Raw genomic sequence first — 25,572 nt, 5'->3', positions numbered from 1 at the left:
AATAATTACAGCCAAACCGTGCATCGTACATTTTATAACCTACCCCATGTGAAATACACCATCCAAACAAGTAAAAACAAACCACTACCAAACACTCCTTACAAACAATATACTATTTTCTTTCAAACACATTACACAATTCAACTTATGTCAAATAACAGTTCATCAGAAGCCTACCGTAATGACATTGATGGCCTCAGAGCATTTGCAGTTGTACTTGTCATACTCTTTCATGCCGGAATTTCACAAGTGCCTTCTGGTTTTATCGGGGTAGATATTTTCTTTGCGATTTCAGGATTTCTCATAACCGGAATTGTCATTAAGCAATATGAGAAAAATAATTTCAGCTTGTCGGATTTTTTCATTCACCGGTTGTGGAGAATACAGCCGGCTTTTATCGCGATGTCACTGACGACACTCATAGCAACATTCTATTTCTATCTGCCTGACGATTTCCTGGCTTACTTGCGTAGCGGAAAATATAACGCTTTATTTCTGTCAAACCAGTTTTTTGCACGGCAAAGCGCGACATATGCATCACCTGAAGCCGATATTTTCCCGCTTTTACATACCTGGTCCCTTTCGATCGAATGGCAATGGTACCTTTTCCTCCCGCTGGGTATTTTATTGACGGGTGCCATTTCACGACTTAAGCGGTTGCAATCAATCATTACTAATCCAGCAAAAATGCTTTCAATGGTGTGGTTTATAACCACACCACTGGCAACTGTGCTGGCATTGATTTTAGCCAACAAAGGCGGTAATACATATTACTCGCTCATTACACGTATCTTCGAATTTATGGTGGGGGGAGGAGCGTTTTTTCTGACACGATACGTTCACTATATTCCTTCATCACTTTCACATGTTGCCGGAATTTTATCGCTTGCAGTATTGCTTTGGATCGCTGTTCACCCTGACATTATGGGGTTCTATCCAAATCTCTACGCGCTTCTGGTCGTTTGCTCTTCCGCTATAATCATGTTTGCCGGTTCATATGGAAAAGGCATCACATCACGAATTCTTGGTCTCCCACCCATCGCATTCACTGGCAGAATATCCTATTCATTATATCTCTGGCACTGGCCCATTCTCGCCATTACGCGATACTTGGGCTACGATTTAACGGGTACCACTCTTTTTTTGTGCCTTTTTCTGACCGTCCTGATTTCGCTGATTAGTTATTATCTCGTTGAACAGCCGTGCAGGCGGTATCGCAAACCCCTCAAATACACTGTCCCCCTGCTGATCATCGCCCCGATAGTGATCTTCTGCACAGAGTTAACATATGCTGAGCACCGTGGAGGTATTCCCGCACGATTCGGTTCGGAATACGTTCGTGTGTCTCAGAATATTAATGCAGGTTTAACCCTTGCAGGAAGTCGGCCAGACTGTCTTGATGGTTCTCAGAATGCGGAAAAATGTACGTTCGGGGATCTTAATGGGCAGAAAAAAGCACTTCTGATTGGCGATTCTCATTCAAACCATTTCTGGGGCTTCTTCGATGTGTTCGCTCAGGACGGTCATATCCGCATGACCGCGCTGAGTGCAGCGTTGTGTTTAGCGTTGCCTGATACTTATCTCTTTGACTGGTGGTCGTTTCACAACCAAACTTTTGATAAGTGCCATGAAAACACAGCCAGGTATTATGAGCTGATCGCTAAGAATCACTATAACTACGTCATTCTGGGGCAAGTTTGGGAATGGTACGTGGGCGGCCCTCACGTCATTAATCAACCAGGTGATGAACGCTCTGATGCGCTGACTAAAGAACGAATCAACCGAGCCATACGACTGTCATTAAATATGATCGTGGCATCAGGAGCCCGCCCGGTGATCATACGCACCATAGCACCTATGCCCATTAATTATCAGAAATGCATCCGGCACCATGTGATCTTCAGGAAACCTTATAGTCAAAAAGAATGCGATAATCAGAATCCACAGAGCCAAGAAAATGAATGGATGCTGCCGCTGTTCGCTCAACTGCAGAAAGAGTATCCAACCCTTATCGTGATAGACCCAAAAAAAGTGCAGTGCGAAAACAATTTTTGCGTTACTGCTTTGGACAAAACTCCAATCTATCGTGACATTGGCCACCTGAATGATTTTGCAGCTTACCAATTTGGCCAGGAATATCTCCAACAGTTTGGAAATCCGCTGAAGTAATAAATAAAGGGCCTTTCAGAGGCCCTTTTCGATCCTGTTAGCCAGCTACCTGTTTCTTTGCATCCCTATTCGTTTAATCCAGCTGCCATGGCGACACAGGTACACAGATAATGATAACGTCGTAACTTGAGTCTATTTGCTTGTCATGATATTTTTGGATGAGTGATTTATAACCAAAGGGTGATGGACATTATGTCGCAAGGTTTTGATCAGAAAGATCTGGAAGAAATCTGCTCCAGGAAACCGTCTAAATTCAAGATGAAGAAAGCTGATTACAGAGAGCTAGGACGCAATGTACTTTTAGGTTCAGTTGATGTTGCTATTGGTTGTTTAGGGGCAGCAGTACTTACTGTTAGTACATTGAATAATCGTAACAATGCGAACCGTCTAGAAAATGAACAAAAAGAGCGTGCTAATAGGGTCTGGAAACGTGGAAATTATATCGAAACGAACAAATACGATGATTAACTAACGATGACTGGCTTAAAATTTTACTAATAATTTGTCATCGTTAGTTTTTTCGTGATGATTTAGTTATTTTAAACCACTAGAGCCCGCTTTTATTGCGACATCTTTAGCCAATTTCCCTCCTTGTTCACCAGCCTCGAGTGAAGATAATGTAGCCTTTTCCATTAAGCTTCCCATTGCTCCACCTACATTTGCACCAATCCAGCCAAGCATTCCTACCCAGAACATTGGAAATACAACATACATACTTCCCAACACCAGGTTCATGATCCAGCCATCGGCTGTTGAGCTGGTAAATTCTGCAAAAGGCACACTACTATTCGAAATACCCTGCGCTGACATGCTGTCATACAAAATAGTAATCATTCTGTCATCGAGCCAACCTGCCAGTTCCCACCAAAAGCTGATAAATGCTAATGCAAACAACGCAAACGAAATGGTCACTATTGTCTTCGGTTCATAGGCGCTGAACATCATTAACACCGGGATGACGATGATAATCATCATCTCCAGCAACGCCTGGATCATTGGCAACGCCTGCTTCAGGGCATCAAAACCGGGTAAGGCTTCCGCCTGCTTCATCCCCACACCAATCGTCGAAATAAGGCGGGTCACGTTAAATCCCAGACCCGACCCCATATCGCTGCTGCCAGTAGCATAGGTTTCCCCGCTACCTGAAAGCCCTACGTTTCGCGGACTCACTAACCATCGCAACGCCATCTCTTGCCACTGAGCAGTCGTAAATTTTCGCTGTAACTCAGCTTTCGTCGCATCATCAATGTTAGCCAGTACACGGGTTTGCAGACCATTAGTACTGTCAGTCCACCATTCTTTACACGTTGGATAACCGCCTTTGCCTACATCGGGATAGCCATTGTCCCGGACCTTGTCATACGGCCACTGCGAGCGGGGGGTCATCGACGTGTAATAATCATAGTAACCACTGGTATTAATAAAATAGCTGCTCCCAATCCATCCCACTGAGTTGATCGTGGCGTCGCTAAGCTGGCTGTTCGTGTTCTTCAACTTAAAATACGACCGGGAATAGCATTGGTCGGCAAAGTCCTGCACTTCCTGAAGCACTATCGGATCCCGAATTTTGGTATTTTGTACATCGAACCGCATTTGACGCAGTTGGTCACCGCAGGGGATAGAGGCAATCATTGCCTGAGTGACGCCTTTAGAAATCATGTGTAAGAGATACCACCACACGGGCACCTCGGCAGTCTTGCCGTCAAAATCATTGACCAGGCCTTTATAACCCGAATTCTGGGGCGTGGGCACGCTTACCCCGCACTGCGTCGACCTCGACGTATCAAATTTAATGGTGCTGATATCGACTGGCAGTAAAGGAATGCAGCAGAAGAGCATCACACAGAAGGAGACATAGATGGCATGCTCAATCCGCGGTAATGCCAAAACGCCTTGATTCCCCTCATCCGCCCCTTCCTCCCTCACCTTCAACCAGATACCCAGGATTTTGAAAACAATGGGCAACGCAAATAACCCAGTACTAAGAAGAATGCTCCACATGGCGTTGTTGAGCATCCACCCGAACAACACCAGAAAGTACTCCAGAAAACTATTCGCCGTCATGATGCCCCCTTATGCTATTACGGAACGCCAGGCGGCGAGTTCGAGGATCACAATAAATCCCACGGTAATCCACTCCAGACGCTGAATTGAAATACCTGGCATCTTCACAGTCGCTTGCGGACGGACAACGAAAAACCATCCCCAACCTATCAGGGCGTAGAGAGTCAATCGCCAGGTAAATAATCCATAACGGTTGGCGTTAAGCCAGCCTCGCACTTTCTGGCCATCGGGGTCGAATTCAAACAAGACGGAAGCCAACAGAAAAAGACCTACCGTCATGGCAACGATCAGAAGCAGTACCAGTGCCACTTTTAGCGTCCGTCCAAAACGGCGCTGCAATTTTTGTGTAGTGTGCATATTCATAATTGCCCTCTCAGGCTTGATGTCGCGAATGTCTCGATAAACAGCTGGGTAAACACGCCATACCTGGCGTGAACGGCCTGGGTTTCGTGGATAGCAATCTTATTCATTGGAAGCCGCAGAGGTCTGTCCCATACCGCTAAACCCCTGATCCTGGCTACCGCCGTGTTGCTGCAGTTTGCTGTCCTGGTTACGTGCCCCCTGACGATCGAGCGTCGTCAGTAAGCTGTTATTGCTGATGGCTTTACGCAGCGCCATCTCGTTGCTCAGTGCAGCCAGTTCACGATCAAGAGCGTCGATACGACGGTCTCCCTCCGCCAATGCTTCCTGCTGTGCAGCCGCATTAGGTTCGGACTGACCAGTCACCAACATGCGTCGCATAACCAGTGCCTGCTCTACCGTGTCGGACATCGCCAGCTCTCCGGCGAGGCGCTGTACCAGCGCGGCATTATCGGGGTCATCCTTCAGCGACTGTATTACTCCGCGTGTGACGACAAGACTTCCGGTCTTCAGTTTTCCCAGGTTGTCACTGGTAGGGGTATCCGTTCCCCCAACCAATTTATTCAGCTCATCGAGATTTTCCTGAGTGGCATCTTCTAACATCGGCGTAAAACCTGTTCCGGCAACTGTACTTCCGGCTGTATTGTCATCGCCTCCGCTGCTGCAATTGCTTTGTTCGCGGCATGTCCGGATGGATTTGTCCCCCAGAACTTTCACCACGGCAGCCGCCGCATCTTCCGAGTTTGCATAACGGTGACACACCTGCCCGTTACAACTTGCCGTGTCCACTGTGCTGTTGCTGGTCACCGGCAGATTATTCATCATGTTGTAACCGGCCTTTGCCAGGTCGTGCGTGGGTTTAATGGCTTGCTGATCTTTCCCACCGCGCTTTTCGCCACCAATCCACGTTGTCCCGCCTTCGCCGGTGGCTTTTTGAAGCTGTTGATCGCCACTGACGGCATCACCATCGCTGGCCGCAACAACATCTTTGTATTCCTCCGTTACGGCTGCCTGAGTCCACTTGCTGCCCATGGTGTAGTCCGCCATTTTATTGGCTAAGTTTTGGCAGTTAAGTTTCGCTTTATCAAAGCTCAGTCCGGCCTGCAAAACGCCATTAGTTAGCATTTCATACAAACCTGGATTCGCCCGCTGTATCACCATCGCAGGCATGCTGGACACCGCGCCTGTCGCCCCCTGTATCACCGTGCCCATCAAATCTTTGAATCCGCTGGTCACGCCGTTGAGCTGATTGCCCACCGTGGTTTTCAGATCGAAGTTGCCACACATCAGATCGCTGCTGAGCCCGCCGCTCACGCCCAGCCGGGTCATACTGTTACGGGAAGCGGAGGGTGACACCACCGAACCGCCACCTATCGAATACAGCAAACCATCACTGATTGCGCCATTCGCGGTTACGCCACTCGAGGAAGCCGTTACATCCGCCTTAGCAGGGCTCCCCATGACCAGAAAGAAGGAAGTTACTAGTGACAAAACTACGAATTTATGAACTATTTCCATGATGATCCCTTTACGAAAAATCGGTGCTTGAAAGGAAGGTTTGCCCACGTCGTTTGCAGCAGCTATAGGGTTGCCAGAGTGCCCAGGCATAGTTACCATCCTCTGCAACCACCCCGCCGGTATCAGGAAATACCGCGCAGGTGGTTGAAAGCTGCGGTGAAAGGCGTTGCCATTTATGGTTCTGGGTGCCGGTATTTTCCTTCACCGGATCTGGAGGCCAGTAACCGGGGGAACTCTGGCCAACGAGAGGCTGATATACATGGAGTTGACCAGTACGTGTGATGACATCTGCAACACGCTGAACGACAACCGCCGCGGACTTATACCCATCCTCTTGGGTGACGAAACCGCTTCGTGGATAAATATTGCCCCACATATTGGCGTCTGATTGGCTTCCCAGTTCGCGTTCACCCGGGATGAGTGCTTCTGGGTACAACGCCTCCGGCAAGCCGCTTCGCCAGGCAAGTGCATCCAGTGCGCTGACAAAATAGGGAACAAAAGGCGTAGCGGCAGACTTACACGAATAGCCGTCAATCTGTCCCCCGATAAGCGCAGTTGCCGGATGGCCATAAGCATCGGCATACTGGAAATGGAGGTTTTGTTTACGCAAACCGGGAGCTTTCATTTCCTGCTGACCACCGCCAGCACTCACACCACTTAGCGAACCGATGATGCTACTTTCTCCACTGCCGGCCGCACCGCTGACAGCTGACATCTCAGTCCAGGGGTTATCTCCCGGACCGGAATACGCAGACACCACGGCCTCCGGAATAAAATGTTCCACCTTCACGGACGTTTTGACGGAACAGCCAAATGGCGTGCACAACAGCCAGTAGCAGATCCCTTTCACCTTCCAGCCAATACAGGAGACGCTGGCCGCGCTGGAAATCAGGCTGGCGGTATTCACGCTGGCAACACAAATCCCGCTGCCGGTCAACAAGGCAGCCAGCAGCAGCCGGCGCGAACGGGGCGAGGAAAATATCATTGCTGTGTCCCTCGCCCGTCGGAAGAATGCTGCATGGCCAGTTTGACGGCCACGCTGACGTCGGTAGTGCCATAAACTACCCATTTGTCGTCAAACACGACCGCCGGGTATTTGGTCAGACCCAATGACCAGGCTTTCATCACCCCCTGATAGGCACTGGCAAGTTGCTGTTGTTGCGCGGTGAAAGCAGGCGAACTCAGCACATCCCGGGCCTGTTTTTCAGCCAGCGCGGGATTAGCAGGGAGGTCGCCAAAGATATCTTTTTGCATACGCTCGGGCGCATCGAGATACACGACCGGGATATCGGGGGAAGGGGAACTAACGGGGTGCGAATTGTCGGTGTAAATGACGGTGCTGGCACAGACACTGGCTGACAGGCACAGTGCCGGCAAACAGCTGATGAATTTTTTCATACTGAACACTCCTTAAGCGGATAACCCGCCTAAGGTGCGTCGATGTGCTGGTCACGTCAGTAAACAACTCAATATCTGACTGCGAAAATTTATCCGGCCTGTTCGTCAGCCTCCTGCTCCGCACGCCACTTCAGATAATTCAATTCGGCATGGAAATATTCCGTAAAACCCGCCGCCACCGCATTGCGCTCAATCATCCAGCGCGTTTCTCCCGGGCGCACGTACGGTTCCCAATCCTTTGGCAGTTTATTCTGCATTTCGTCCTCCCAGAGGCTGTCGCCTGAGCAGGACATATCGCAATCGTCAGCCTCATAGCCATGTTCCCAGCGTTTATTATTCCAGGCGGCAATCAGATCATCGTCACTCTCGGTCTCGGTCCACAGGAAATAAAAAATACGCTCGGTAAGAAGGTCACGATCAATGTTGAGCAACAAGGCCATGCGGTCTTTCTCTTGCCCCTCGAAAACTAAATGAGCCCGGAAGCTCGCCTCATCATCCTCCCGGTCCTGCAGTGATTCAGGCCATTCGGGATCGCTTTCATCGTCAGCATCGTCGAAATCCAATATCCACCCTATGGCACGTTTTTTCGTGTGTGCTGCTTCCTCATTTTTAAGCATAGTGAGGATACCCTGGAGTTTTACGCTGTCCCAGTCAGGGTCAGGACGGGGATCGTGGGTACGCTGAAGTTCGGCATTCAGACGTGCGATCAGCAAAAGATTTTCCTGAGGGACATCGGCCTGAATATCCCCAAACAGCTCTACATCCTCGATCATTCGGGGTAACCCCCGTTTCTCCCGGCCATTGCCAAGCCGGTCGCTGAGATAACGCGCCTGCCAGGCTTTTCCTGCCGCTTTTTTCCCTTCCTTTTCAAGGCTCGTCGTATATTTCATCATCCAGATATGGATGTAGCGCTGGCGAACGTCAGCCATGCTGATACTGATATCATGAAAACGCTGATAAAAAGCTTCATCGTGCCCGCAGTCCAGGCTATCCCCTTCATGTGCCATTTCATGTTCAATCAGGCTGAAGATATAGCCCGCGGTGCGCAAAGGATCCGTGCGCAGACGGCGGACAACAGCCACATTACACGCGATATACGTTTGCCCATCAGTCCAGGCTTCTGCAGACGTGGAAGTCCCCAGCAAGACATTGAATTGTTTACCCCCACGCGCAGACCCGGCATAACCTTCCCGGCCGCCGGTGCAACGCCGGGCATACTGATGCAGACACCAGCGCAATGCCACCCAGGCTCGCCGGGTTTCAGCATCGAGGGTGTGCTTTTCAGACACAATCTCGGTTCGTTCCACAAAGGCGTCGCTGAGAACATCGAAATCTATCACCGCAGGCTCGAATGCCCGGGAGCTGTACCAACAGTTGGGATCAAAAGCCCGCAGGTTTTCATGAATACGTACCAGGCTCTCGTTAAACTCTGCCACGCTGTAGCACCCAAAACGTGTAAGGGTCAGTGGATGAACAACAACGGCAATACCGGCACCGGCGAGAAGTTCGCCACGGGGGACGTCATTAACGCCGTCTGCCAAGGTGTAACACCCCTCGTAACCGCCCGCCGTGAAACGGCGGCAATGCTGAAGAAACTCCCCCAGCGTGACGTGCTTCTTACCCGGCAAGAGCGTGATAACCTCCTCCCGGGAGTAAAGTTCAACCAGATCCCCCTCACCCGCCAGTAACGCCCGCGCCGTTTTTTCCCGGCGCGACTCTGTTTTGCGATGTTCGCCTGTTTTGCCCGTCATAGAAGTGGCCAGTTTGCCAAAGTGGGCTGAAATGCCGCCCCAGACAGGGCACGTTTTTCGCAAAATTTCCGTGCGGGACACGTTAAGGGCAATAGCCTGCTTACTGACGATTAATCCCCCGACTCCCCACATATGGCCCGGGTCGTGACGAACCAGCACGCCCTGATTGTAGATGGAAACTGCCCCGTCCTCACGAAGGCGATACCAGGCAAAGTCATCTTCAGCATCCCATTTTTCAGATGCTGGCTTGCGGGTGATAACTCGTTCATTCAGGGTCACACTGACCGGGGTGTAACGCACCAGGTCGCGAAGTTCCTGAATGGCGGACATCAGTTCCGCATCACTCAGAGGCTCGTACCATTCTCCACTAATCACACATCCTGTGCAGGGAGGAACCAGAACGTTGAGCTCATAGCTATAGCCCATCTCACGGGTATCAACCTGCATCTGCCAGTTCACCGACCGCCAGTGCGTCCGGGCGTGTGCCATAATCTGCCCACGTCCCAGGCGAAACCGCCCGTAGGTCGCATCGCCTTCCTGGTGAGGGGTACCAAACCGGCCAAAGTAATTGATGACATCATCGCGTGAAGCAAAACCTTGTCCGTTATCTCTGCAGGTAAAGCCCTCCCGTGAGAGATGAAGGTGAACAGATGTCGCCCGGGCATCGACGCTGTTCATCAGCAGTTCAATAAGCGCTTTGCCAATAGAGCCCGCCTGACTGTAAATAATGTGGTGGATAATTTGCGGGTCGAGTTCGAAGGGAAGTTGCATCAGAAAATCTCCATGGTTGAAATCAGCCCTATTTTCAGGACTGGCCACGGCAACAAAAGGGAGAACTCAATGTGCGGGAAATAAGTTTATTGTCAGCACAGGGGCTAGCAGGTTAAAAATCACTTCGCTAATACAATGAATTGCGCCAAGCTTCATTCAGGTCGTACGGGCAATTATGGAATATAAAAAGCTACCCTGCTTACCGTTACATACTGCCCGTACCGCCGTTTTCACTCAAATTCCCCTAACGCGCCTGCGGCTTGTTCAACTGACGTCGTCTGCCCAAAGGATTTGAGCAGCCGTCGCCAGTTCACTCTTTTATCCCTCTTTGACCGGCACCGCATTCAGCGATTTCAGCAGCCACATCATGTCAGTGGCATCCGCCACATTGATATACCATCGCGCTCCCCGCGCATACTCATTACCATCTGGCCAGACGGTGTTACCCGTAATGGTGATCAACAAATCTAACGTAGCCCCTGCGTTATCTTTAAGGTGCACGGAGACACAGTTGAGCGAGCCCACCCTGTGCGGCCGCATCGAGAGAAGCGCCGGCGACTGCAGACGCTTACGGATATGGTCACACAGCGACATCAGTTGGCCGTGATCTGTCAGACCTATACGGGCCTCCCCCTGCGGTGACACATCAAACATCACCGCAAGACTCACTTCATTATCGTTAACCACCGCAGGTTGTGCCATTCCCATTCTTCTCATGTGCCCCTCGTTTCAGTGAGTATTCCCCGGGCCATGTCCTGTTTACGGGCAACGCGGTAGGCCGCATCCAGTTCAGTACAGTTAAATTCCGTCATCAGCGCCCGCCGCTCGGCTTTCTCTTCTTTCTCAGTCATTCCAAGTGCCAGGTACAGACTGGGCGGGACTGCCCGGAACAATGCCTCCACCCTTTCGGCCAGCACCACACCTTCGGTATAGCACCTCGGGAGCTTGGTTGCTGACAGCAGCATGGCTTTTTGCTCAACCGTGAGCTTTTTAAAACGGGAAATTTGCTCAACTTCATCCGGCGGCATGGTCAGGCACAGCCACCACTCGGCCATGTTCAGCATTTTTTCCGCCGTGTCCGGGTAGTCCGCGAGGTTCTGGGTAGCCAGCCACAACCAGGCGCCGAGCTTACGCCACATTTTTACCACCTTGGTCATGTAAGGCGACAGCAGCGGGTTCGTGGTCACGATATGGGCCTCATCGATAACCATATTGATCTCCCGAGCTTTATACTGGTCACGTTCGGCAATGTTGTTCACCGTGTTGACCAGAGCGATGACCGCCACCGCCATCTGCGCCTCATAGCCTTCGCGGGCCAGCGTTCCCAGGTCAATCAGCGTGACGTCCGCCTCCGGCCACGGCGTACCAGGCCGGTTAAACAGTTCTCCCTCAAAGCCTTCGGTGAACATGCGCAGCGCCTCTGACATTTCTTCGGCGCGCGCACGCCGGCTGGCCGTTCTGCGTTCACGACCGTCGGCATCTTTGGAGCTATCGCGTGCGATATTTTCCAGTGAGTGCATCAGATCCTCAGGCAACATTTGCCGGCTCTCATTAAAGGATGTGCGCGCCGCCGCGAGGATGGCCTCACGCAGCATCCCGCGATCGGCTCGCGTCATGCGGGCTTCTTCTGCCGCTTCCCCGCCGGTCACCATCAGGCGCGCCGCAATTTCCATTTCCCCCAGAATGTCACGTTTTTCATCGTCTTCGTCATCGCCGGTGCCGGCATCAAGCTCGGGCAGGGCTGACTCATCGATGACAAGCTCATCAGGTGAGACCTGCAGCAGCAGATGGGCGTCCGCAAAAGGAGCAAGCGAGACACCTTTACCCGGCTTCACGCTGATCTTATTGACGGTCAGCCCCAGAGATTCGCAGTAATCTGCAAACAGCCCAAATGAGTTACCCGCCTCCAGCAGGAATAACCGGGAACGATGTACAGCCATTAACTGAGACAGCGCGGCGCAGAGCGTGGCCGACTTACCTGAGCCGGTTGGGCCGAACAGCAACAGATGCGCGTTCTGCGTGCGGTCATCTTTGTTCATCGGATCAAAGGTCAGCGGAGCACCGCCGCGGTTGAAGAAGGAAAAACCCGGGTTACCGGTACCGGTATCTCGGCCAAACACCGGTAACAGGCAGGCAAAATGCTGAACAAATGTCAGCCGGCTGTACCAGTGATTTTTATCCACCGCCGGGTTAAAACACATCGGCATTGCACGCAAATAGCCATTCAGCGGAGCCACATCATGCTCCGGGTTCACTGGCTGCAAGCCAGCATTCAGCAATTTGGCACTAATATCGAGATAACGCTTATCGAGCGTATCCAGATCCGATGCGCGGATAAGAAATGTCAGGGACGAACGGTACAACTTATGCCGCTCCCCAAGATACTCACGTGCTTTTTTAGCGTCTTCGCGGGCACGGGTAGACTCAATATTTTCCCCCATAGCATTACGGCCGAGGCGGTTAAACTCCTCCTCGAGCACATCCTGAGGCTGGACAATCAGGGTCATAGCAATCAGGGTGCCTTCAGGCATTAAATCCATCAGGGTGTTAATATTCTCACCCCGCCGGACTTCTCCGGTCAGATGACCCGTTTGTGGAGCACGGCGTAATCGCTCAACCGGCACCGCCTTATGCGCAACATCATCAAACCACCACACTCCCCGTTCGGCATCGCTTCGCGGTCGCGTAAACCACAAGGTTTCACTAAAATCGTTGAGAATAGGCAGGCTGTTCGCCTCACCATCTTCATGGCGGGCCGCACGGTAAAGCACCTGAGGGGCAACCCATTGCGGGTTGGGGTTAAACCATCGAAGCAACCAGCTGTGGATCTGCTCACCGTTTTGCCGTTCGCAGCGTATTCCTCCACCGGCCAGAGCTGACGTAAGGCGATCACAAACTTGGTTTAACATGACGGCCGGCGGCAAAGGGTCGCGAGCATTCTTTTCGACGTAGCGATAAATAATCATTCGCGTACGTCGGGTCTGACCACGCCAGGGCGCACCTGTGACTATTTTGTCTTCGAAGAGCCCTTTCTCCACGGCAATATTCTTCATGTGTCTTTCAGTTTCTGCCAACCAGGCCTGAGTAAATTTGGTGCCCTGAGCCCAGGGTTTAACATACCCCCGAAGTTTATCCATATACGACGTGATGTCAGTATCATCCTGACAATAAAACTGTATCACCCACTGGTTACCATCAAGCTCCGGTAAACTGTCTTGCAAAGCATCCTCGACGACGTCTCTGATTTCTTCCAGACGTTCAGCCGGACGACCTTCCGTGCCTACAGGTATCACTTCAAATACGGCCCCAACAGAGACGCCATCATCCAGCAACAGACAGCGCCCCTCGGTCAGATATTCCCCCCAGGGCATGTAATCTATAATAGAAGGCTGCAAACCATAGGCTTTGGCTTCATCATGGTGCGTTAAGCGCCCTTCACGGCTAAAGGGCTCATGCCCTTCTACAGCAAAAGGACCATCACCGGCGAGATGTGCATCCGACGGGCCGTTGTGGCGGCGAAACAATGAAAACATTACAGCTCTCCTGTGCGTTCGCCCGGCAGGGCATACTGGATTTGACTGTAGAAGGGAAATACCGTGCTGTAGCCAGGGATCGGGGCATTACCATCTGCAATATGGGGGTAGACATACATCACCATGTCAGGGTTGGGTAACCGCGGGAATGTTTGTTGAATCTCATTTTCCTGCGTACGGCTGTAACTTTCGCTCACCGACGTTGATACGCTGTGCTCACTGTCGTTTAGCCCACGACGTAAAGTTGCCCGCCCTTCAGTAGTGGCATGTGTTGTTGATGCGCCGTCATTCCACAGCTCCAGCATGTTGCTGTCACCGGGAGGAAGCATCGCATCTTTACTGGTACTGCACCCCGCTAACAGCATGACCGCACCTGCAATGAGCGGGGGCAAAATTTTAACTCTCATGGTTTATCCACCTTTCTTAAAGAGCGCATCGGCACGGGCAAAATCCCGAAAGCAGCGCAGCAAAAAGTTGTCTATCTCCGGTCGTAGTAACGCGTCTCTCTCAGTTACTAACCGCGACTTCACCGCCTGCAGCCACAATATTCCGGCCGCAGGTGTCGGGTCCTGGGTAAGCTGGGCCATCCAGCAGAGCGAATTTTTATGCAAAGGCTTCACCTGGAGTGGCCCGCGACAGCACCACCACATGGGTTGAAGTACGGTTGAAAACAACGTGGTACTTAACTGCTCCATGTCTTGAGCTGCCCTTGACGGCGAACGGCAAACCAACAGCCAGGGCGTCGCCTGACCGGTAACAAGTGACAAGAACAAAGCCAGAGATGCCTCAGAACCGGCTACATGGCTGCCCATTTAGTCCAACCCCGTGCCAGCCTGATTAAGACTGAAGTCATATTTCACTTTCCGCCCCTTCTCTTCATAATCAATGGCCAGCTGCTGCGTGATATGGATAGCCACCCTCGCCCCCGGGGGCACATAAATGGCATCAAAGGTCTGTCCGTAGCGGGCTTTCACCCACTCTGCGGTCTCCTGCATACCGCCAGCGAGCGCTTTTCCCACCACAGCCTGCCCGGCATCGCCTGTTAGCGATGACGTCACCCCGCCATAGGCATTGGTCTGCGCAGTATTTTGGTTTTGGGCCAGCGCGTCGCCAGCGGCACTGCCTGCCGAGAGAGCAAAGAGCGTAGGCAGGTAAGTTGATGCGTTAGATTTGCGCTCACCGGAGAGACAGGGGATACCGTTTTCATCAGACAGCCAGCCAATGCCGCCGGCGTTGTTGCTACTGTTGCCGTTCTGACTCCCCCCCTGAGCGTTACTTTGACCTTCTGTCTGCCCGGCAGGCCGTGGCAGGGTGCGTACCGTACCGTCAGAAAACACGAACGTAATACTGGTGACAGAGCCGCGCACACAAGACAACGTCCAGTCACCTGTGGCAGTACCAGATACAATGGCCCCCTGCACATCAGGCAGATCAATGCCGTTAGCAGTCAGGTTATCTTTACCTATCAGGACCTTGAAAGGATATGGATCGGTCACTTTACCATCGATAGGGACACGGCCTAACAATGCAGTCATCGCCCGGCTACCGATTAACGTCGAGTTTTCCGGCAGGGTATAGACAGGGTCAACGGGGCCTGCTTCAGCACTGTTACCGCTAAGCGTTTTACCCGCGTTGGTTTTATTCGCCAGATCGGCTTTCTGGCGGGTAATCGCGTTATCATCTAAAAATGACGTCGCAAAAGAAAACCCACTCGGAGTGTTGTTATTCCCCTCACCGACGGGTTTACCACTGGCATCAACGGCTACGCCGTCTTTAGGCTCAACCCACTGCAAACCATCGCTCCCTGTAGACGGAGAGGTGCTACCGCCCCCTCCACCATCAAGCCCCAACCCCACAGGGATATCACTGCCTACGGTGGAAGAATTTCCTGTTCTTCCCTCCGGCGAGCCACTGCGTTTATCCTGTAGCTGCTGCATGAGGCCGCTAATCTGTGACGTCAACGCCTGCACCTGACTCTTGAGTTGACCTTGCTCTTTGTCAGCCACTGAATGCGCATTGCTAACGGCCTGATTGATGCGCTCATCGATGTTCTGATTGTCCTGCTTCAGATTTTTATTTTCGTCCGAAAGGCTCTTATTATCAGCATCGAGCTGATTCTGTCGTTTCGTCACCGTTTTCAAACTCCCCACCAGGGTCCGCAAAGTATCCTGAGGCGTATCCCCCTCAATACCCATCGCCTTCATATCCTCAGGCGTCAAGTCGGGCACTACCATGCCAATTTTGGTTTGCGCTTTTTTATCATCGTTTCCGTTCGAACAAGATTTAACCGCGATTAACACCGCACCTAAAATAACCAGAGGCACAAGAATTTTAACCAGATTGTTGGAGTGAATTTTCATTGATGGGGGCTCCGCAGTTTTTTGGCGTGAGTCTTGAGCACCGCGGGTTCATCCAGAAACGCGCCTTCCGGATGGCCTTCCATAACAAGGTACAGCACCGTCGTATCCTCCGGCGTTCCTGCATTTCCTAACCAGCGGTGCTGAAAAGTTGCAGAGACAAACTGCCCTTCCAGTACGCGGGGATCGAGGATGACTTTTGACGCGGACATATTGCGCACTTGCAGGGCTACAACGCTGTACCCGTTAAGGCTCCATGCGGCCAGCGGGCTGACGGTTACGGACTCAGAAGGGTAAAGAGTAGTAATCCGTGAAGGTAATTTCAGAGCAACGGGGCTGATACCGGGAACGGCCTCTACGGTGCGCAGAGGACCATACAGGCTTTGAGCAGCATAACGCGTCAACACGACAGGCAACGGCGCGTTTAATTTTACGGGTTTACGGCGCTCCACCGTTGCATCGCTCTGCTCAGGCGTGGCTGAATTACCGCTGTTACCAACACCACTCACCTGCGTTTTATCACTGGCCGATGCCGAAGACACCTCTCCCTCATAAACGATCTGAACCGGTTCACGGGTCGTTTTACCTGACACGGCGCTGACGTCGAGTAAGATGATCTCGCCGTTTTCCTTGTTTTGCAGCTGCAGGCGCGTCACGGGGAAAACATCGCTGGCATCGAGATAAACAGCTCCGCCACTGCTCTGCACCCTCAGCTTGCCGTTGAGTGACGGAGGAAAACCAACACGCACATTTTTATCAACAAATACTATCCGTTCCTGCCCCACATTAAGGGGTACCTGCAAAGGAATGCGCTCCCACTTCATCAGTTCGATGGCATGAGCGGTACCCATGACGAACATCAACCCCATAGCGGCTAAAATAGGATGTTTCACTGGAATACCCCTGTTTTTTTCTGCGGTGTCGGCACGGGTATGGCCTCCAGTCGTTCGGGCACACCGTCATAACAGTCCATCGCCAGGCCAAACGGGTTACGCTCAGGATCGCCTTCCCAGCGAATAATTTTGATGGGGTAACGCACCATTGCCCGTTTGACTGATTCGGTGTGGTAATACTCGTCAGCAACAAGATCCAGCCTGGCCACCCATTCATTATCGGATTTAATGTCGATACTTTTGTTGCTGTAACCGCGTTTGGGGATCTCGTAAACCACTCGTACGCGATCTTTCAGTTCCCCGCTGTTGGTGCGAAATTCAGCATCTTTATTTAGAAAATCCTGACAGGCCGGAGTCAGATAGGGGCTTACCTGGGCGATTTTTGCCGGGTAGTCCACCTCACCATCTTTTGGCCAGGAGTTGAGCTGCTGAAAAATATAAAATGCGAAACTGTAAACAGTGGAAGGTGGCACTTCCCACCATTTTTTAGTGCTGCCCGAACGCAAATCGGGCGGGTTGTGAATAGTCAGGTTCCGGGGAGCCAACATCCAGCCTAAGCTGGTTGTCAGCAACGCGACGAACAACATGGCGCATACCATACGCAGGGTAAAAATATGATTGTCCCGGGCACTGACGGCATTGCGAAAGCGGCTCATTGCATCCCTCTCCGTTTAAAAGGAGGCGTGCGGCGCAACGCCCACGTCTGGCTGCTGATAACCAATCCCCGGTGTAACCCAAATTTGGCACGTACCTCTTCCAGCCGCCGCCAGAGATAGTTGTCCGGCTTCCCTCTCTTATAGCTGCTGACCCAACGTCCACCAACGAAAACCACGAAGATGGGCATAATCAGCATACAGGTAGGGATCGCAATCCAGCCCACCGCAGGAATGAATACCAGCGGCAAAGATAAAGGGATGCCGAGAAAAAATCCCACCGTGGCCGCCAGCAGAAACTCACCGGCGGTGAACCCTCTCCAGACGACGGGGGAAGAATTCAGACGGTCAGGCAAAAACTCGATCACAGCCATACCGTCCCCTTACAAAATGTCGCTGGCTTTGGTCACTAACCAGATGACGACGACCACCAAAATGACACCGATAACAACAAATGTGCCAAATTCAGTCCATGTTGCTTTGCCCTGACGCACATGGTGAAAACAACTGATGGCGGCATTTGCAACAACGATGAACGCAATAGCGGCGATGACTAACCCGCCAAGGGTAAGACCATCCTGTAAATACCCTTTAACGGTGGCATAGGTGCCACTTCCCCCGCCGCTAACAGGTTGTTCAACAGGTGGCAAATCAGCCAGCGCATTGCCTAAATAAAACAAAGTACTTCCTGACAGCAGCGCAATTTTATTACGAATAAAAGTTATAATTTTCATTGAATTACCCTTACTTCAGTGGAAATAAAAGAAAAGCGTGAGCAGCAGCATCAGAACCAACCGAACAACTGCCTCTAATAGTTTTTTCATGGGTACGGATTTATCGGACACTCCGCGATAAGCCGTGACCAGCACCCAGGCCGTAAAAAGAAAAAGCACTGAGATAAGCAGGCCCAAAACAAGAAGGTTAAGTTCCGAAGGCGGCATACCGCCTCCGCTGCCGGCATTCCAGCCTGACAGTTGGGCCGCAGTCATTGCCATCAGCGAGCATCCTCCCCGCGATATTGACCGGTGACGGACATCGGAACAGATGGCTGAGCCCGGGAGGGTTCCAAATAGCGGGATATGCCCTGCTTCATGGTAGAGATATCGCGGGTGGCACTGAGATAGTCAAAATAAAAGCGGGCATCCTGATCATTTTGATTGGCCACGACGCGGGCCCGATCTAGGCCGGCCTGAACCTGATCCAGCTGACGCATAACCAGAGCCAGTTCATCTTTTTCGGACGCCTGTGTCTGGAACGAGCTGAAGCCGGTAACAGTCAGCAATACCACGCAAAGTCCGGAGGTTAGGCGCATGAAGCTCTCCTGTGTGTTTAAGGTTGCGGAGGAAAGACTGACGCAACCGGACAAGGAGAGCAGCAGGAAACTGTTTATGGCGGGGTGAAAATTAAAACGAAGAAACCCATGCAATTTTTACTGTTCATTATTATAGCGTTTGCAGGTATTAGGGGGCTATGGCATTTCGATATCATCAATCCGTTCGCACTTTTAACACGACTTTTTGATCAGCTCACACATCCATCGTAAATCATGGTCAATCGTTTTTCTTTGGTAGCAAAATATACGCCGGTGGGGGGTTGGTTGGGGAAAGCCGATATCCTCTTACTGAAGAGTCTTTAGGGCCGTTTAAGGCAGAACATCGTATTGAAAAAATAGACTGAACACACATCTGATTAAAGGATGAAAATTCGTACCTCAGCATAGAAACTGAAGTCCTTATTCATCTTTAGAGCCCCTTCTATGTCAGATAACAATGAACATAACCCCCTCATTTCACACAACTGGGCCCATCCTGAAGGCATACTCCTCCCTTCACCAGAATGGCCCCAGACGCATTTTGTCATGCAGGATAACCATCATACATTCATGCTTTCCCTTGAAAGTATTCTACTTTGCCTACGGGAAGCTGAGCGTCATGGCGAAGTTCCACCTGTCGGCGAGGAATGGTGGATAGCACTGCAAGGAAAATTCGAAATCTTGCGTTAGCGGATTAAATCCCCCAAGACTTCCTGTGCCAGCTGCAACAGTTGCTCATTTTTGGGGGATGATTTCCAATCACTGAAGTTGACCAGGTTATTAAAATAGTTAAAATCAAAGAGAACGGATTTCCTGTATATTTCCTCCACTGCGGCATACCCCACTTTTCGCGTGAACACCATATCCATAGACTCATGAAGCCTATCATCGACAACCTCTGACTGATGCTTCGTGTAATACACGCCTAGCTCAATATAAGACTGACAGTTTTTAGACTTGACCAAATAATGTTGTGCTGTCTGTTCCAGGTACTCAGGTGATCGGGCAACAAGTTCGTCAGCTAATTTAACATCTCTCATCTTTTTGAAAAGAATGCCCTGATTATCCGTCATATAAGCAAATACCCAGGGAATATTCATCAGTGTTGCCCGGGAATATAACCAACCTTCCTCACGGCGATATTGCAACAGCATACTTTTGGCTAATGCTTCATCAATGTTTACACCCGTAGAGTGACTTAATAACCAGATCACCTTGTCAAAATGCATGACGAGCAGAGAAAGGATTTGTTGCGAGAGCATGCTCTGAGACCGCTTTGGCTTACCATCATTATTATTTTGTTTTTTATTCGAATACGGACACCACTCATAAGCATTCTGATCATAAAGACCCACCCCGGGTATCGACTTACCATAATGCTTTCCATAGGGATGATGCAGATTAGCAGGCAACTTATATAAACCGATCAGCTGTACGGGGTTGTTGCAAGCAGGACAAATTGCGAAATATCGCGGTTCCCCGTTATCACTGACCTTATACCAGGGAGGCCGCCGCGCCGTTCTCTGTTCGTAACTGTCCTTTTCGATAAGGTAGTAACCTTGAGTTTTCACTGACAGCTTGTATACATTCATACTGTTTATTTTCCCGCATCAGTTAATATCCCTCATTATATCTATTTTGCTGCTTATATTTCTTACGGTTTTCCCTGCGGCGCTGTTCGGGTGCGACCTGTCCTGCCATGTCAAGACAATGACCTCGCCTGCGTACGATCGTTTCACGGACAATATCGTCATCAGTATTATCCAAAACATCAAGCCAGCGGCGTGCAGCCCGATTCCACCATCCCCGTTCTTCAAGCATCTCAGCTGTATTATCTTTAATTACCATGCTCATCTCACAGATACTTTTTGAATGCGCCGGTCACGATAGAAAGCACCATGCCCAACATCACCGCTGACGGCACTAGCAATAAATTAGGCCATACCGCCGTTGGCCACGCAAGATACAGCATGCAGGGTCCATACATAGCAGGCTTCACATAGCGCTTCGCGTGGTGGTAAACAAAGCTGGATTCGTAACCTGCACCGTAGCGGCGTAAATCGCGACGGACCAGACCATCAACAATGCCGGTGATACTCACCATGATGAACAGAGGGACTGACAACACCAGAATAGACACGCGAATGGCAAAGATAATCGTCACATACACCGTGGCCTGTAAGTAATCCCACAGTAATCTCGCCAGCCAGCTGCCTGCCATACTTAATGTTTCTACAGCTCCGCCCTGGCCGTGAGCAGTCCGAGCATTATTGACCCAACCGATAAAACCACTGTCCACAAATCCCCATTGATAAGCTTGCTGTATCCACGCCCTGATGACCGTCACCGGCTGTGAGAGCATCAGGCTGTGGGTAAAACCCTCAGATAAATAGCCACTTTCCGTCAGCATAACCTGCCGGCTGTGTTCTGCACCTTCACCTGCCCAGACAAAGGTCATGCCGGCATATTCGATGAGCAGACTGACCAGCAGAGAAGCCAGTAATATCCCAATTACTTTCCAGGGCAGCAGCCAAAACAAGGTGATGAAAAGCCCGGGTTGCTTCGGCGGAACCGTCTGCTGTCTCTGCTGAACTTTCTCTTCGGCCATTATCCCTCCGCAGATGCCGTCAGGGCATCAGAAGGTAAGGCGCTGCCCGTCCACCAGGTTTCGCCAGTGCGGTAATTCTGTTGCATGTATTCTGCGATGCGGCTGATACTTTCCGGCATCAGTGGGTCGTTACCGCTCCCCGGTAACGGCATTCGGATTTTCCACAGTCGCCCCCCTTCCAGCAGGGCAAATGCCTGACCCTTAGGCAGATTGATGATGTCCGCGGGCGTTATCATCGGCATTCGGGCCAGCGTCACCTGATCCTGCACGTTACTGTTAAAATCGGTTCCCTCACCAGGGCGCGAAACGTCGGTCACGCCTGACGTGAGGGTTTTATTGTACACATCCACCTCTGGCAACTGACTGGTCAGCAGCTCCGCCGTGCTGTTCTCACGCACGCGAAGCATAATCAGGGAGTTAAAGTTGCCGACAACCTGGTTCGCCTTCGCGCGGCTCCCCACGCGAGCCTCAATATCTGAGAGGGTTTGGGTATACGCCGTCACCTGAATACCGGCACCGCCGCCCTTGTTGATAAGCGGGATGAACTCATCCCCCATCAGCTCATTGAACTCGTCGCAGTGCAGGTTAATGGGGACTTTCTTTTGCGAGGCGGCGCCGGTTTCATCTGCAAGTCCAAACTTATAAATATGGCCAGCGACAGAAACCAGATCTGCAAACATGCTGTTGCCAACAGCCGATGCGACCTCCGAATCCGACAGCGCATCGAGGCCGACATACACAATCCCTTTTTTACGGATCACTTCCTGCCAGTCAAAGATGGGACGTTTATCATCCATATCGTTGTAATCCGGAGCCAGAAGCGCCGCCGTCTTCCCCGTGGTCAGCTTCTCCAGCAGGGGCAACAGGGAGGCCACGATTTTATCAAAATAGGTTCGGTCATAACGAACCGCGCTGCGTAGGCCGTCCAGCACCGGATCCCACAGTTTCTTCCCTTCATCCGTGCTCAACGTCGTCTCAATGGCCCATACCCTCATCGCATTGGCCTGTCCCTGCATGTTGCGCGGCAAGTCTTTTTCTTTGAGCATGCCCGAAGACAGCAAATTTTCTACCTGCATCAGCAGGTTAGGCGCCTTAGAGGCCAGCATGTTTTCTACGTAGGTTTCATAGAGTTCACCAATGTTGGTGACATAGCGCAGGATAAGGGTGTAGTCAGGACGCTGTCCAAGTGCCACCAGCGCCCGGGTGATGATATTCACAAATCGCCAGGCGAACTCACGAAACGCCGCCGAGTTCCCCTCACCGGACAGCTGCCCTGCGACGCGTGAAGCTACTTCAGAGATGCGGCTAAAGCGGCCGATGGCGTTATACCGTGCGCTGACGTCTGGCCACCCCAGGTGAAAGACGTAAAACTCATTCTCCCTGCCCGCTCTCCGGGCTTCTGCATACATGCGTTTGAGCAAGTCTGCGTCCCCCTTGGGGTCAAACATTACAGTGACATCACCGCGGCGAATGTCCTGCGTGACCAGCACCTCGGCCAGACGAGTCTTGCCCACGCGGGTGGTGCCAATCACTAACGTATGCCCCACCCGCTCACCCAGGTCATACAGCACGTCACTTTCATTGGGTTCGACACCATGATAAACAGGGCTGCCCCCCACCGGCGGTAAAGGCCGTGCAGGATTGAATATTGAGTCAGTCTGCGTCAGACGACACAGCCACGGCAGGCTGTACTCCAGCCGTTTCTCCAGGTCGCGAGCCATGCGGTAGATGACGGAAGGCTGAACATAATGTTCCGCTTCAGGCCGTCTTGCCTCCAGCAGACGTTGCGTATGTTTTTGCGTCCACTGAAATCCGCGCCCCAGAAACAAATACCGCTGGCTGACGGGGATTTGCTGGCTGCTCAACTCATAGCGCGGCAACCGCTTAATATTACGACGGTAACGCAGAATACGCAGCCCTTGCCGCGTTCGCTGAAGAGCCAACACGCCAAAGCCGGCGGCAGTGACCCAACTGACAGAAGGGGCCAGTGCGACAGCCCAGGGGGCCGTAAGGCAGATATAGGTCGCACTCCATGCGGCACCTGCCGTATAGAGTTCAACAGCAGGCCTAAGAAGGGACTCCATAACATAGCGATCGCTCATTCAGCCCCCCGGTTGAAAAGGCGATGCAGCAGGCTCCGCGTAGTTTTTTCTGCCAAAGGGCGGCTTTTTGCCCGTAAACCCTCAAGCAGGCGAAGCACTTCCTTTCCCTGTGCTGCGTGCATAATGTTCGACGCTCCCTGCCATTCTGGCGGAAAACCAACGTTCACAAATGCCAGTTTTAGAGTAAAAAATGGCATGAAATGATCGGTTTTCCAGCCCGCGGTATCCTCCCGGGAAACATGCTGCGTGCCGGAAGTTAACTCCCAGTGATATCCCGCTTCCGGTTGCCGCCTAACTTCGGTCTGTATAGCACAGTAGGTGGCCAGCAGTTCATCATCAAACACATAGTGATTGAGGGTAACACCGTGAAGATGCGTTAACTGGCGTTCATAAAAAAGAAACCGGGCCAGACCTGTACGGTGATTGCCATCACTGCCGACATACCAGTCTAAGCCATTGTAACTGTTGTAATACATCCCGGGTTTTTTCGCTTCAGTCCCAAGATAATAATCAGGGTTGCGCTCCATCATCGGAATATTTATGTCCATCCGTTTCCCTTTGTGCAAAAACGCCTGCCAGGAGAGTCCCTGATAATCAGGATGGTCCGTCCCTTTCACACAAAAAACGTTAATACTGCCGCGATCCGTCCAGTAACTGTGTCGCACAAAATCCCGATACTTATACAATTTTTCCGCATCCCAGGACAAAATGACTTCTCCCGCCCAATGGGGAGGGCGAGCATCGATTTTCGTCAGAAAGTCACTCATCGGCTTTCTATCCCTCGTCCCAGATGGCGAAGCAAAGAGTGCACTTCAAAAAGAAGGCCAGTAAAAAACAACAGCCTCCACAGGTGAGGGACCAGCTTGATTACCCGGATAGCGCCGTCATACAGAACGGGGCCAGTGAATATCGGGCTGAAAAAAACCGCAATCGGTATAGCAGTGAGTAACGCCAGCAGGGTGCAGCAGAAGATCAGCAACGGCCGGACGATTAGCACCCGGTAAGCAAAATAGATACTGGCAGTCAAAACGGAAACGGCATGGATCCTGCTTACCCGGAACGTGGTGAGCAGGTCATAAGCAGCGCCCAGGAAAGATTCGGTACAGGCTCTAAAAAACCGCGCAAGAAACTCCCTCATTGATTTTTATCCTTCCGTTCCGCCTGACCGTACTCTTTCCCCGTCGACACCTGGGCGAGTAATGAGGCGTTCATCTGCCATGCATGACGCATCCCTTCCAGCACCGCTCCAGCCAAAAGCAGGATCGCGCCGAACTGGTCCATCAAGCTGTCATCACTAATACAAGTGCCCACCACCTCCCCCACTTGCTCAGCAGGAAGAAAAAGCCACAGGCTGACAGTTAACGCCCCGACGATAAAAAGGGGTATCACAATGCAGATACGCCATAACACGCGCACACTCCTCTGTATCGGATCGACTAAAACCAGTCCTGTTGCCTCCAGACGGCTAAATCCCAGCAGTCGCAGGCGGTTAAATTCAAACACATACGATTGATACGTTGTCATTGCCTGTTCCTCATTGATCTAAGTTTTGCCAGCCAGTGTTACCGGACAGCAGCTTCAACAACCGATTACCGCTTAACAGCGAAACGTCAGGTACCGCGCACAACGCTTTTCGGCTGGTCTCCCCCGTGCGTCCCGTGTGTACAAAAAAACCGCGACACCGTTCCTGACGAACCAAGACGCCAAAGTCCAGGATATGCTGAGACAAAACACCGTTTGAATAGCGTTTTGCCTGTATTAACCAGCGCTGGCCATTGATCCACACCTGGCCATCGGCTCCGCCGTCACCGCTGTAGCGGGCATTTCGCTTTATCCGACATCCCTGACGGGCAAATGCCGTCATAAGTATTTCTTCAAATACGTAGGGATTGATTTTTCGCAGGTAAACCAGCCTCGCAGCGTCGTCGCGCAACTGCGGGAGGCGGACAAGAATACGCGCGGCCTGACGCTGATAACGCCGGTGGCGGCGTTGACTTGCCGTGCCAAAGAAAAAAGGCAGCAGCATGAACGTCAGAGGAAGTAGCAGTACGCTCAACAACCATCCCAGCACTCCCTGTCGCAG

The 25,572-nt window shown here is 51.6% G+C and carries 26 protein-coding genes; 2 read left to right on the top strand and 24 right to left on the bottom strand.

Features of this window, described 5'->3' with window-relative positions; all coding sequences use genetic code 11:
* Together J1782_RS08410 and J1782_RS08405 are read left to right on the top strand one after the other, a co-directional pair.
* Positions 1-2,169, top strand: a 2,169-nt coding sequence (locus J1782_RS08410; protein WP_217152898.1) for an acyltransferase family protein, incomplete at its 5' end; no start/stop codon positions are given.
* 192 nt (positions 2,170-2,361) lie between these two features.
* A complete protein-coding gene (locus J1782_RS08405) occupies positions 2,362-2,637 on the top strand; it encodes a hypothetical protein (protein ID WP_217152905.1) in 276 nt (91 codons plus the stop codon).
* Positions 2,638-2,703: 66 nt separating this feature from the next.
* On the opposite strand, the gene J1782_RS08400 is transcribed toward J1782_RS08405, so the two are convergent.
* The 24 genes from J1782_RS08400 to J1782_RS08285 all read right to left on the bottom strand — a co-directional run bounded on the left by J1782_RS08400 (position 2,704) and on the right by J1782_RS08285 (position 25,515).
* Positions 2,704-4,233 carry a conjugal transfer protein TraG N-terminal domain-containing protein gene (locus J1782_RS08400; protein ID WP_217152897.1) on the bottom strand — a complete coding sequence of 510 codons (1,530 nt, stop codon included), beginning with the start codon at positions 4,231-4,233 and terminating at the stop codon, positions 2,704-2,706.
* Between the two features lie 9 nt (positions 4,234-4,242).
* The gene (locus J1782_RS08395) at positions 4,243-4,596 is read right to left on the bottom strand and encodes a hypothetical protein (RefSeq protein WP_217152896.1); all 354 of its coding nucleotides are present in this window, start codon (positions 4,594-4,596) and stop codon (positions 4,243-4,245) included.
* Between the two features lie 99 nt (positions 4,597-4,695).
* Complete coding sequence (locus tag J1782_RS08390; RefSeq protein WP_254302998.1) at positions 4,696-6,054, bottom strand: integrating conjugative element protein; 1,359 nt, start codon at positions 6,052-6,054, stop codon at positions 4,696-4,698.
* Positions 6,055-6,121: 67 nt separating this feature from the next.
* Positions 6,122-7,096, bottom strand: a complete 975-nt coding sequence (locus tag J1782_RS08385) for a TIGR03756 family integrating conjugative element protein (RefSeq protein ID WP_217152894.1) — start codon at positions 7,094-7,096, stop codon at positions 6,122-6,124.
* Positions 7,093-7,509: a TIGR03757 family integrating conjugative element protein gene (locus J1782_RS08380; protein ID WP_217152893.1), complete on the bottom strand. Its 417-nt coding sequence runs from the start codon at positions 7,507-7,509 to the stop codon at positions 7,093-7,095. The genes J1782_RS08385 and J1782_RS08380 overlap by 4 nt, the downstream gene beginning before the upstream one ends.
* An 89-nt stretch (positions 7,510-7,598) precedes the next feature.
* Positions 7,599-10,031 carry an ATP-binding protein gene (locus tag J1782_RS08375; protein ID WP_217152892.1) on the bottom strand — a complete coding sequence of 811 codons (2,433 nt, stop codon included), beginning with the start codon at positions 10,029-10,031 and terminating at the stop codon, positions 7,599-7,601.
* Between the two features lie 318 nt (positions 10,032-10,349).
* The gene (locus J1782_RS08370; RefSeq protein WP_217152891.1) at positions 10,350-10,748 is read right to left on the bottom strand and encodes a hypothetical protein; all 399 of its coding nucleotides are present in this window, start codon (positions 10,746-10,748) and stop codon (positions 10,350-10,352) included.
* Positions 10,745-13,564: a conjugative transfer ATPase gene (locus J1782_RS08365; protein ID WP_217152890.1), complete on the bottom strand. Its 2,820-nt coding sequence runs from the start codon at positions 13,562-13,564 to the stop codon at positions 10,745-10,747. The genes J1782_RS08370 and J1782_RS08365 overlap by 4 nt, the downstream gene beginning before the upstream one ends.
* Positions 13,564-13,971: a TIGR03751 family conjugal transfer lipoprotein gene (locus J1782_RS08360; protein WP_217152889.1), complete on the bottom strand. Its 408-nt coding sequence runs from the start codon at positions 13,969-13,971 to the stop codon at positions 13,564-13,566. The genes J1782_RS08365 and J1782_RS08360 overlap by 1 nt, the downstream gene beginning before the upstream one ends.
* A 405-nt stretch (positions 13,972-14,376) precedes the next feature.
* Positions 14,377-15,924: a TIGR03752 family integrating conjugative element protein gene (locus J1782_RS08355; protein ID WP_217152888.1), complete on the bottom strand. Its 1,548-nt coding sequence runs from the start codon at positions 15,922-15,924 to the stop codon at positions 14,377-14,379.
* Positions 15,921-16,790, bottom strand: coding sequence for a TIGR03749 family integrating conjugative element protein (locus J1782_RS08350; RefSeq protein ID WP_217152904.1), 870 nt, complete (start codon positions 16,788-16,790; stop codon positions 15,921-15,923). The genes J1782_RS08355 and J1782_RS08350 overlap by 4 nt, the downstream gene beginning before the upstream one ends.
* A 20-nt stretch (positions 16,791-16,810) precedes the next feature.
* Entirely contained in the window at positions 16,811-17,470 is a 660-nt protein-coding gene (locus J1782_RS08345; RefSeq protein WP_217152887.1) for a PFL_4703 family integrating conjugative element protein, read from the bottom strand.
* Entirely contained in the window at positions 17,467-17,841 is a 375-nt protein-coding gene (locus J1782_RS08340; protein ID WP_217152886.1) for a TIGR03750 family conjugal transfer protein, read from the bottom strand. The genes J1782_RS08345 and J1782_RS08340 overlap by 4 nt, the downstream gene beginning before the upstream one ends.
* A gap of 9 nt (positions 17,842-17,850) precedes the next feature.
* Complete coding sequence (locus tag J1782_RS08335; protein WP_217152885.1) at positions 17,851-18,201, bottom strand: TIGR03745 family integrating conjugative element membrane protein; 351 nt, start codon at positions 18,199-18,201, stop codon at positions 17,851-17,853.
* A 15-nt stretch (positions 18,202-18,216) separates the two neighbouring features.
* The gene (locus tag J1782_RS08330; RefSeq protein ID WP_217152884.1) at positions 18,217-18,462 is read right to left on the bottom strand and encodes a TIGR03758 family integrating conjugative element protein; all 246 of its coding nucleotides are present in this window, start codon (positions 18,460-18,462) and stop codon (positions 18,217-18,219) included.
* A complete protein-coding gene (locus J1782_RS08325) occupies positions 18,462-18,779 on the bottom strand; it encodes an RAQPRD family integrative conjugative element protein (protein ID WP_217152883.1) in 318 nt (105 codons plus the stop codon). Before J1782_RS08325 ends, J1782_RS08330 begins: the two co-directional genes overlap by 1 nt.
* Before the next feature lie 686 nt (positions 18,780-19,465).
* A complete protein-coding gene (locus tag J1782_RS08320) occupies positions 19,466-20,371 on the bottom strand; it encodes a hypothetical protein (RefSeq protein WP_217152882.1) in 906 nt (301 codons plus the stop codon).
* A gap of 22 nt (positions 20,372-20,393) precedes the next feature.
* Positions 20,394-20,633 carry a PerC family transcriptional regulator gene (locus tag J1782_RS08315; RefSeq protein WP_254302995.1) on the bottom strand — a complete coding sequence of 80 codons (240 nt, stop codon included), beginning with the start codon at positions 20,631-20,633 and terminating at the stop codon, positions 20,394-20,396.
* 1 nt (position 20,634) lies between these two features.
* Positions 20,635-21,387 carry a TIGR03747 family integrating conjugative element membrane protein gene (locus tag J1782_RS08310; RefSeq protein ID WP_217152881.1) on the bottom strand — a complete coding sequence of 251 codons (753 nt, stop codon included), beginning with the start codon at positions 21,385-21,387 and terminating at the stop codon, positions 20,635-20,637.
* Entirely contained in the window at positions 21,387-23,489 is a 2,103-nt protein-coding gene (gene traD, locus J1782_RS08305) for a type IV conjugative transfer system coupling protein TraD (protein ID WP_217152880.1), read from the bottom strand. The genes J1782_RS08310 and traD overlap by 1 nt, the downstream gene beginning before the upstream one ends.
* Positions 23,486-24,256, bottom strand: coding sequence for a hypothetical protein (locus J1782_RS08300; protein WP_217152879.1), 771 nt, complete (start codon positions 24,254-24,256; stop codon positions 23,486-23,488). The genes traD and J1782_RS08300 overlap by 4 nt, the downstream gene beginning before the upstream one ends.
* Positions 24,253-24,627 (bottom strand): hypothetical protein, encoded by a 375-nt coding sequence (locus J1782_RS08295; protein ID WP_217152878.1) that lies wholly within the window; start codon positions 24,625-24,627, stop codon positions 24,253-24,255. The genes J1782_RS08300 and J1782_RS08295 overlap by 4 nt, the downstream gene beginning before the upstream one ends.
* Positions 24,624-25,013 (bottom strand): hypothetical protein, encoded by a 390-nt coding sequence (locus tag J1782_RS08290; RefSeq protein ID WP_217152877.1) that lies wholly within the window; start codon positions 25,011-25,013, stop codon positions 24,624-24,626. Before J1782_RS08290 ends, J1782_RS08295 begins: the two co-directional genes overlap by 4 nt.
* Before the next feature lie 10 nt (positions 25,014-25,023).
* Entirely contained in the window at positions 25,024-25,515 is a 492-nt protein-coding gene (locus J1782_RS08285; protein ID WP_217152902.1) for a restriction endonuclease, read from the bottom strand.
* Between the last annotated feature and the right edge of the window lie 57 nt (positions 25,516-25,572).

The organism is Rahnella sp. BCC 1045, assembly GCF_019049615.1.
In the GTDB taxonomy this organism is placed as follows: Bacteria; Pseudomonadota; Gammaproteobacteria; order Enterobacterales; family Enterobacteriaceae; genus Rahnella; species Rahnella contaminans.
This window is presented reverse-complemented; position numbering and strand designations above follow the sequence as displayed.

Coding starts and splice junctions, on each gene's coding strand:
- J1782_RS08405 (WP_217152905.1), top strand. CDS start 2,362: ATGTCGCAAGGTTTTGATCAGAAAGATCTGGAAGAAATCTGCTCCAGG.
- J1782_RS08400 (WP_217152897.1), bottom strand. CDS start 4,233: ATGACGGCGAATAGTTTTCTGGAGTACTTTCTGGTGTTGTTCGGGTGG.
- J1782_RS08395 (WP_217152896.1), bottom strand. CDS start 4,596: ATGAATATGCACACTACACAAAAATTGCAGCGCCGTTTTGGACGGACG.
- J1782_RS08390 (WP_254302998.1), bottom strand. CDS start 6,054: ATGGGGAGCCCTGCTAAGGCGGATGTAACGGCTTCCTCGAGTGGCGTA.
- J1782_RS08385 (WP_217152894.1), bottom strand. CDS start 7,096: ATGATATTTTCCTCGCCCCGTTCGCGCCGGCTGCTGCTGGCTGCCTTG.
- J1782_RS08380 (WP_217152893.1), bottom strand. CDS start 7,509: ATGAAAAAATTCATCAGCTGTTTGCCGGCACTGTGCCTGTCAGCCAGT.
- J1782_RS08375 (WP_217152892.1), bottom strand. CDS start 10,031: ATGCAACTTCCCTTCGAACTCGACCCGCAAATTATCCACCACATTATT.
- J1782_RS08370 (WP_217152891.1), bottom strand. CDS start 10,748: ATGAGAAGAATGGGAATGGCACAACCTGCGGTGGTTAACGATAATGAA.
- J1782_RS08365 (WP_217152890.1), bottom strand. CDS start 13,564: ATGTTTTCATTGTTTCGCCGCCACAACGGCCCGTCGGATGCACATCTC.
- J1782_RS08360 (WP_217152889.1), bottom strand. CDS start 13,971: ATGAGAGTTAAAATTTTGCCCCCGCTCATTGCAGGTGCGGTCATGCTG.
- J1782_RS08355 (WP_217152888.1), bottom strand. CDS start 15,924: ATGAAAATTCACTCCAACAATCTGGTTAAAATTCTTGTGCCTCTGGTT.
- J1782_RS08350 (WP_217152904.1), bottom strand. CDS start 16,790: ATGGGGTTGATGTTCGTCATGGGTACCGCTCATGCCATCGAACTGATG.
- J1782_RS08345 (WP_217152887.1), bottom strand. CDS start 17,470: ATGAGCCGCTTTCGCAATGCCGTCAGTGCCCGGGACAATCATATTTTT.
- J1782_RS08340 (WP_217152886.1), bottom strand. CDS start 17,841: ATGGCTGTGATCGAGTTTTTGCCTGACCGTCTGAATTCTTCCCCCGTC.
- J1782_RS08335 (WP_217152885.1), bottom strand. CDS start 18,201: ATGAAAATTATAACTTTTATTCGTAATAAAATTGCGCTGCTGTCAGGA.
- J1782_RS08330 (WP_217152884.1), bottom strand. CDS start 18,462: ATGGCAATGACTGCGGCCCAACTGTCAGGCTGGAATGCCGGCAGCGGA.
- J1782_RS08325 (WP_217152883.1), bottom strand. CDS start 18,779: ATGCGCCTAACCTCCGGACTTTGCGTGGTATTGCTGACTGTTACCGGC.
- J1782_RS08320 (WP_217152882.1), bottom strand. CDS start 20,371: ATGAATGTATACAAGCTGTCAGTGAAAACTCAAGGTTACTACCTTATC.
- J1782_RS08315 (WP_254302995.1), bottom strand. CDS start 20,633: ATGAGCATGGTAATTAAAGATAATACAGCTGAGATGCTTGAAGAACGG.
- J1782_RS08310 (WP_217152881.1), bottom strand. CDS start 21,387: ATGGCCGAAGAGAAAGTTCAGCAGAGACAGCAGACGGTTCCGCCGAAG.
- traD (WP_217152880.1), bottom strand. CDS start 23,489: ATGAGCGATCGCTATGTTATGGAGTCCCTTCTTAGGCCTGCTGTTGAA.
- J1782_RS08300 (WP_217152879.1), bottom strand. CDS start 24,256: ATGAGTGACTTTCTGACGAAAATCGATGCTCGCCCTCCCCATTGGGCG.
- J1782_RS08295 (WP_217152878.1), bottom strand. CDS start 24,627: ATGAGGGAGTTTCTTGCGCGGTTTTTTAGAGCCTGTACCGAATCTTTC.
- J1782_RS08290 (WP_217152877.1), bottom strand. CDS start 25,013: ATGACAACGTATCAATCGTATGTGTTTGAATTTAACCGCCTGCGACTG.
- J1782_RS08285 (WP_217152902.1), bottom strand. CDS start 25,515: ATGCTGCTGCCTTTTTTCTTTGGCACGGCAAGTCAACGCCGCCACCGG.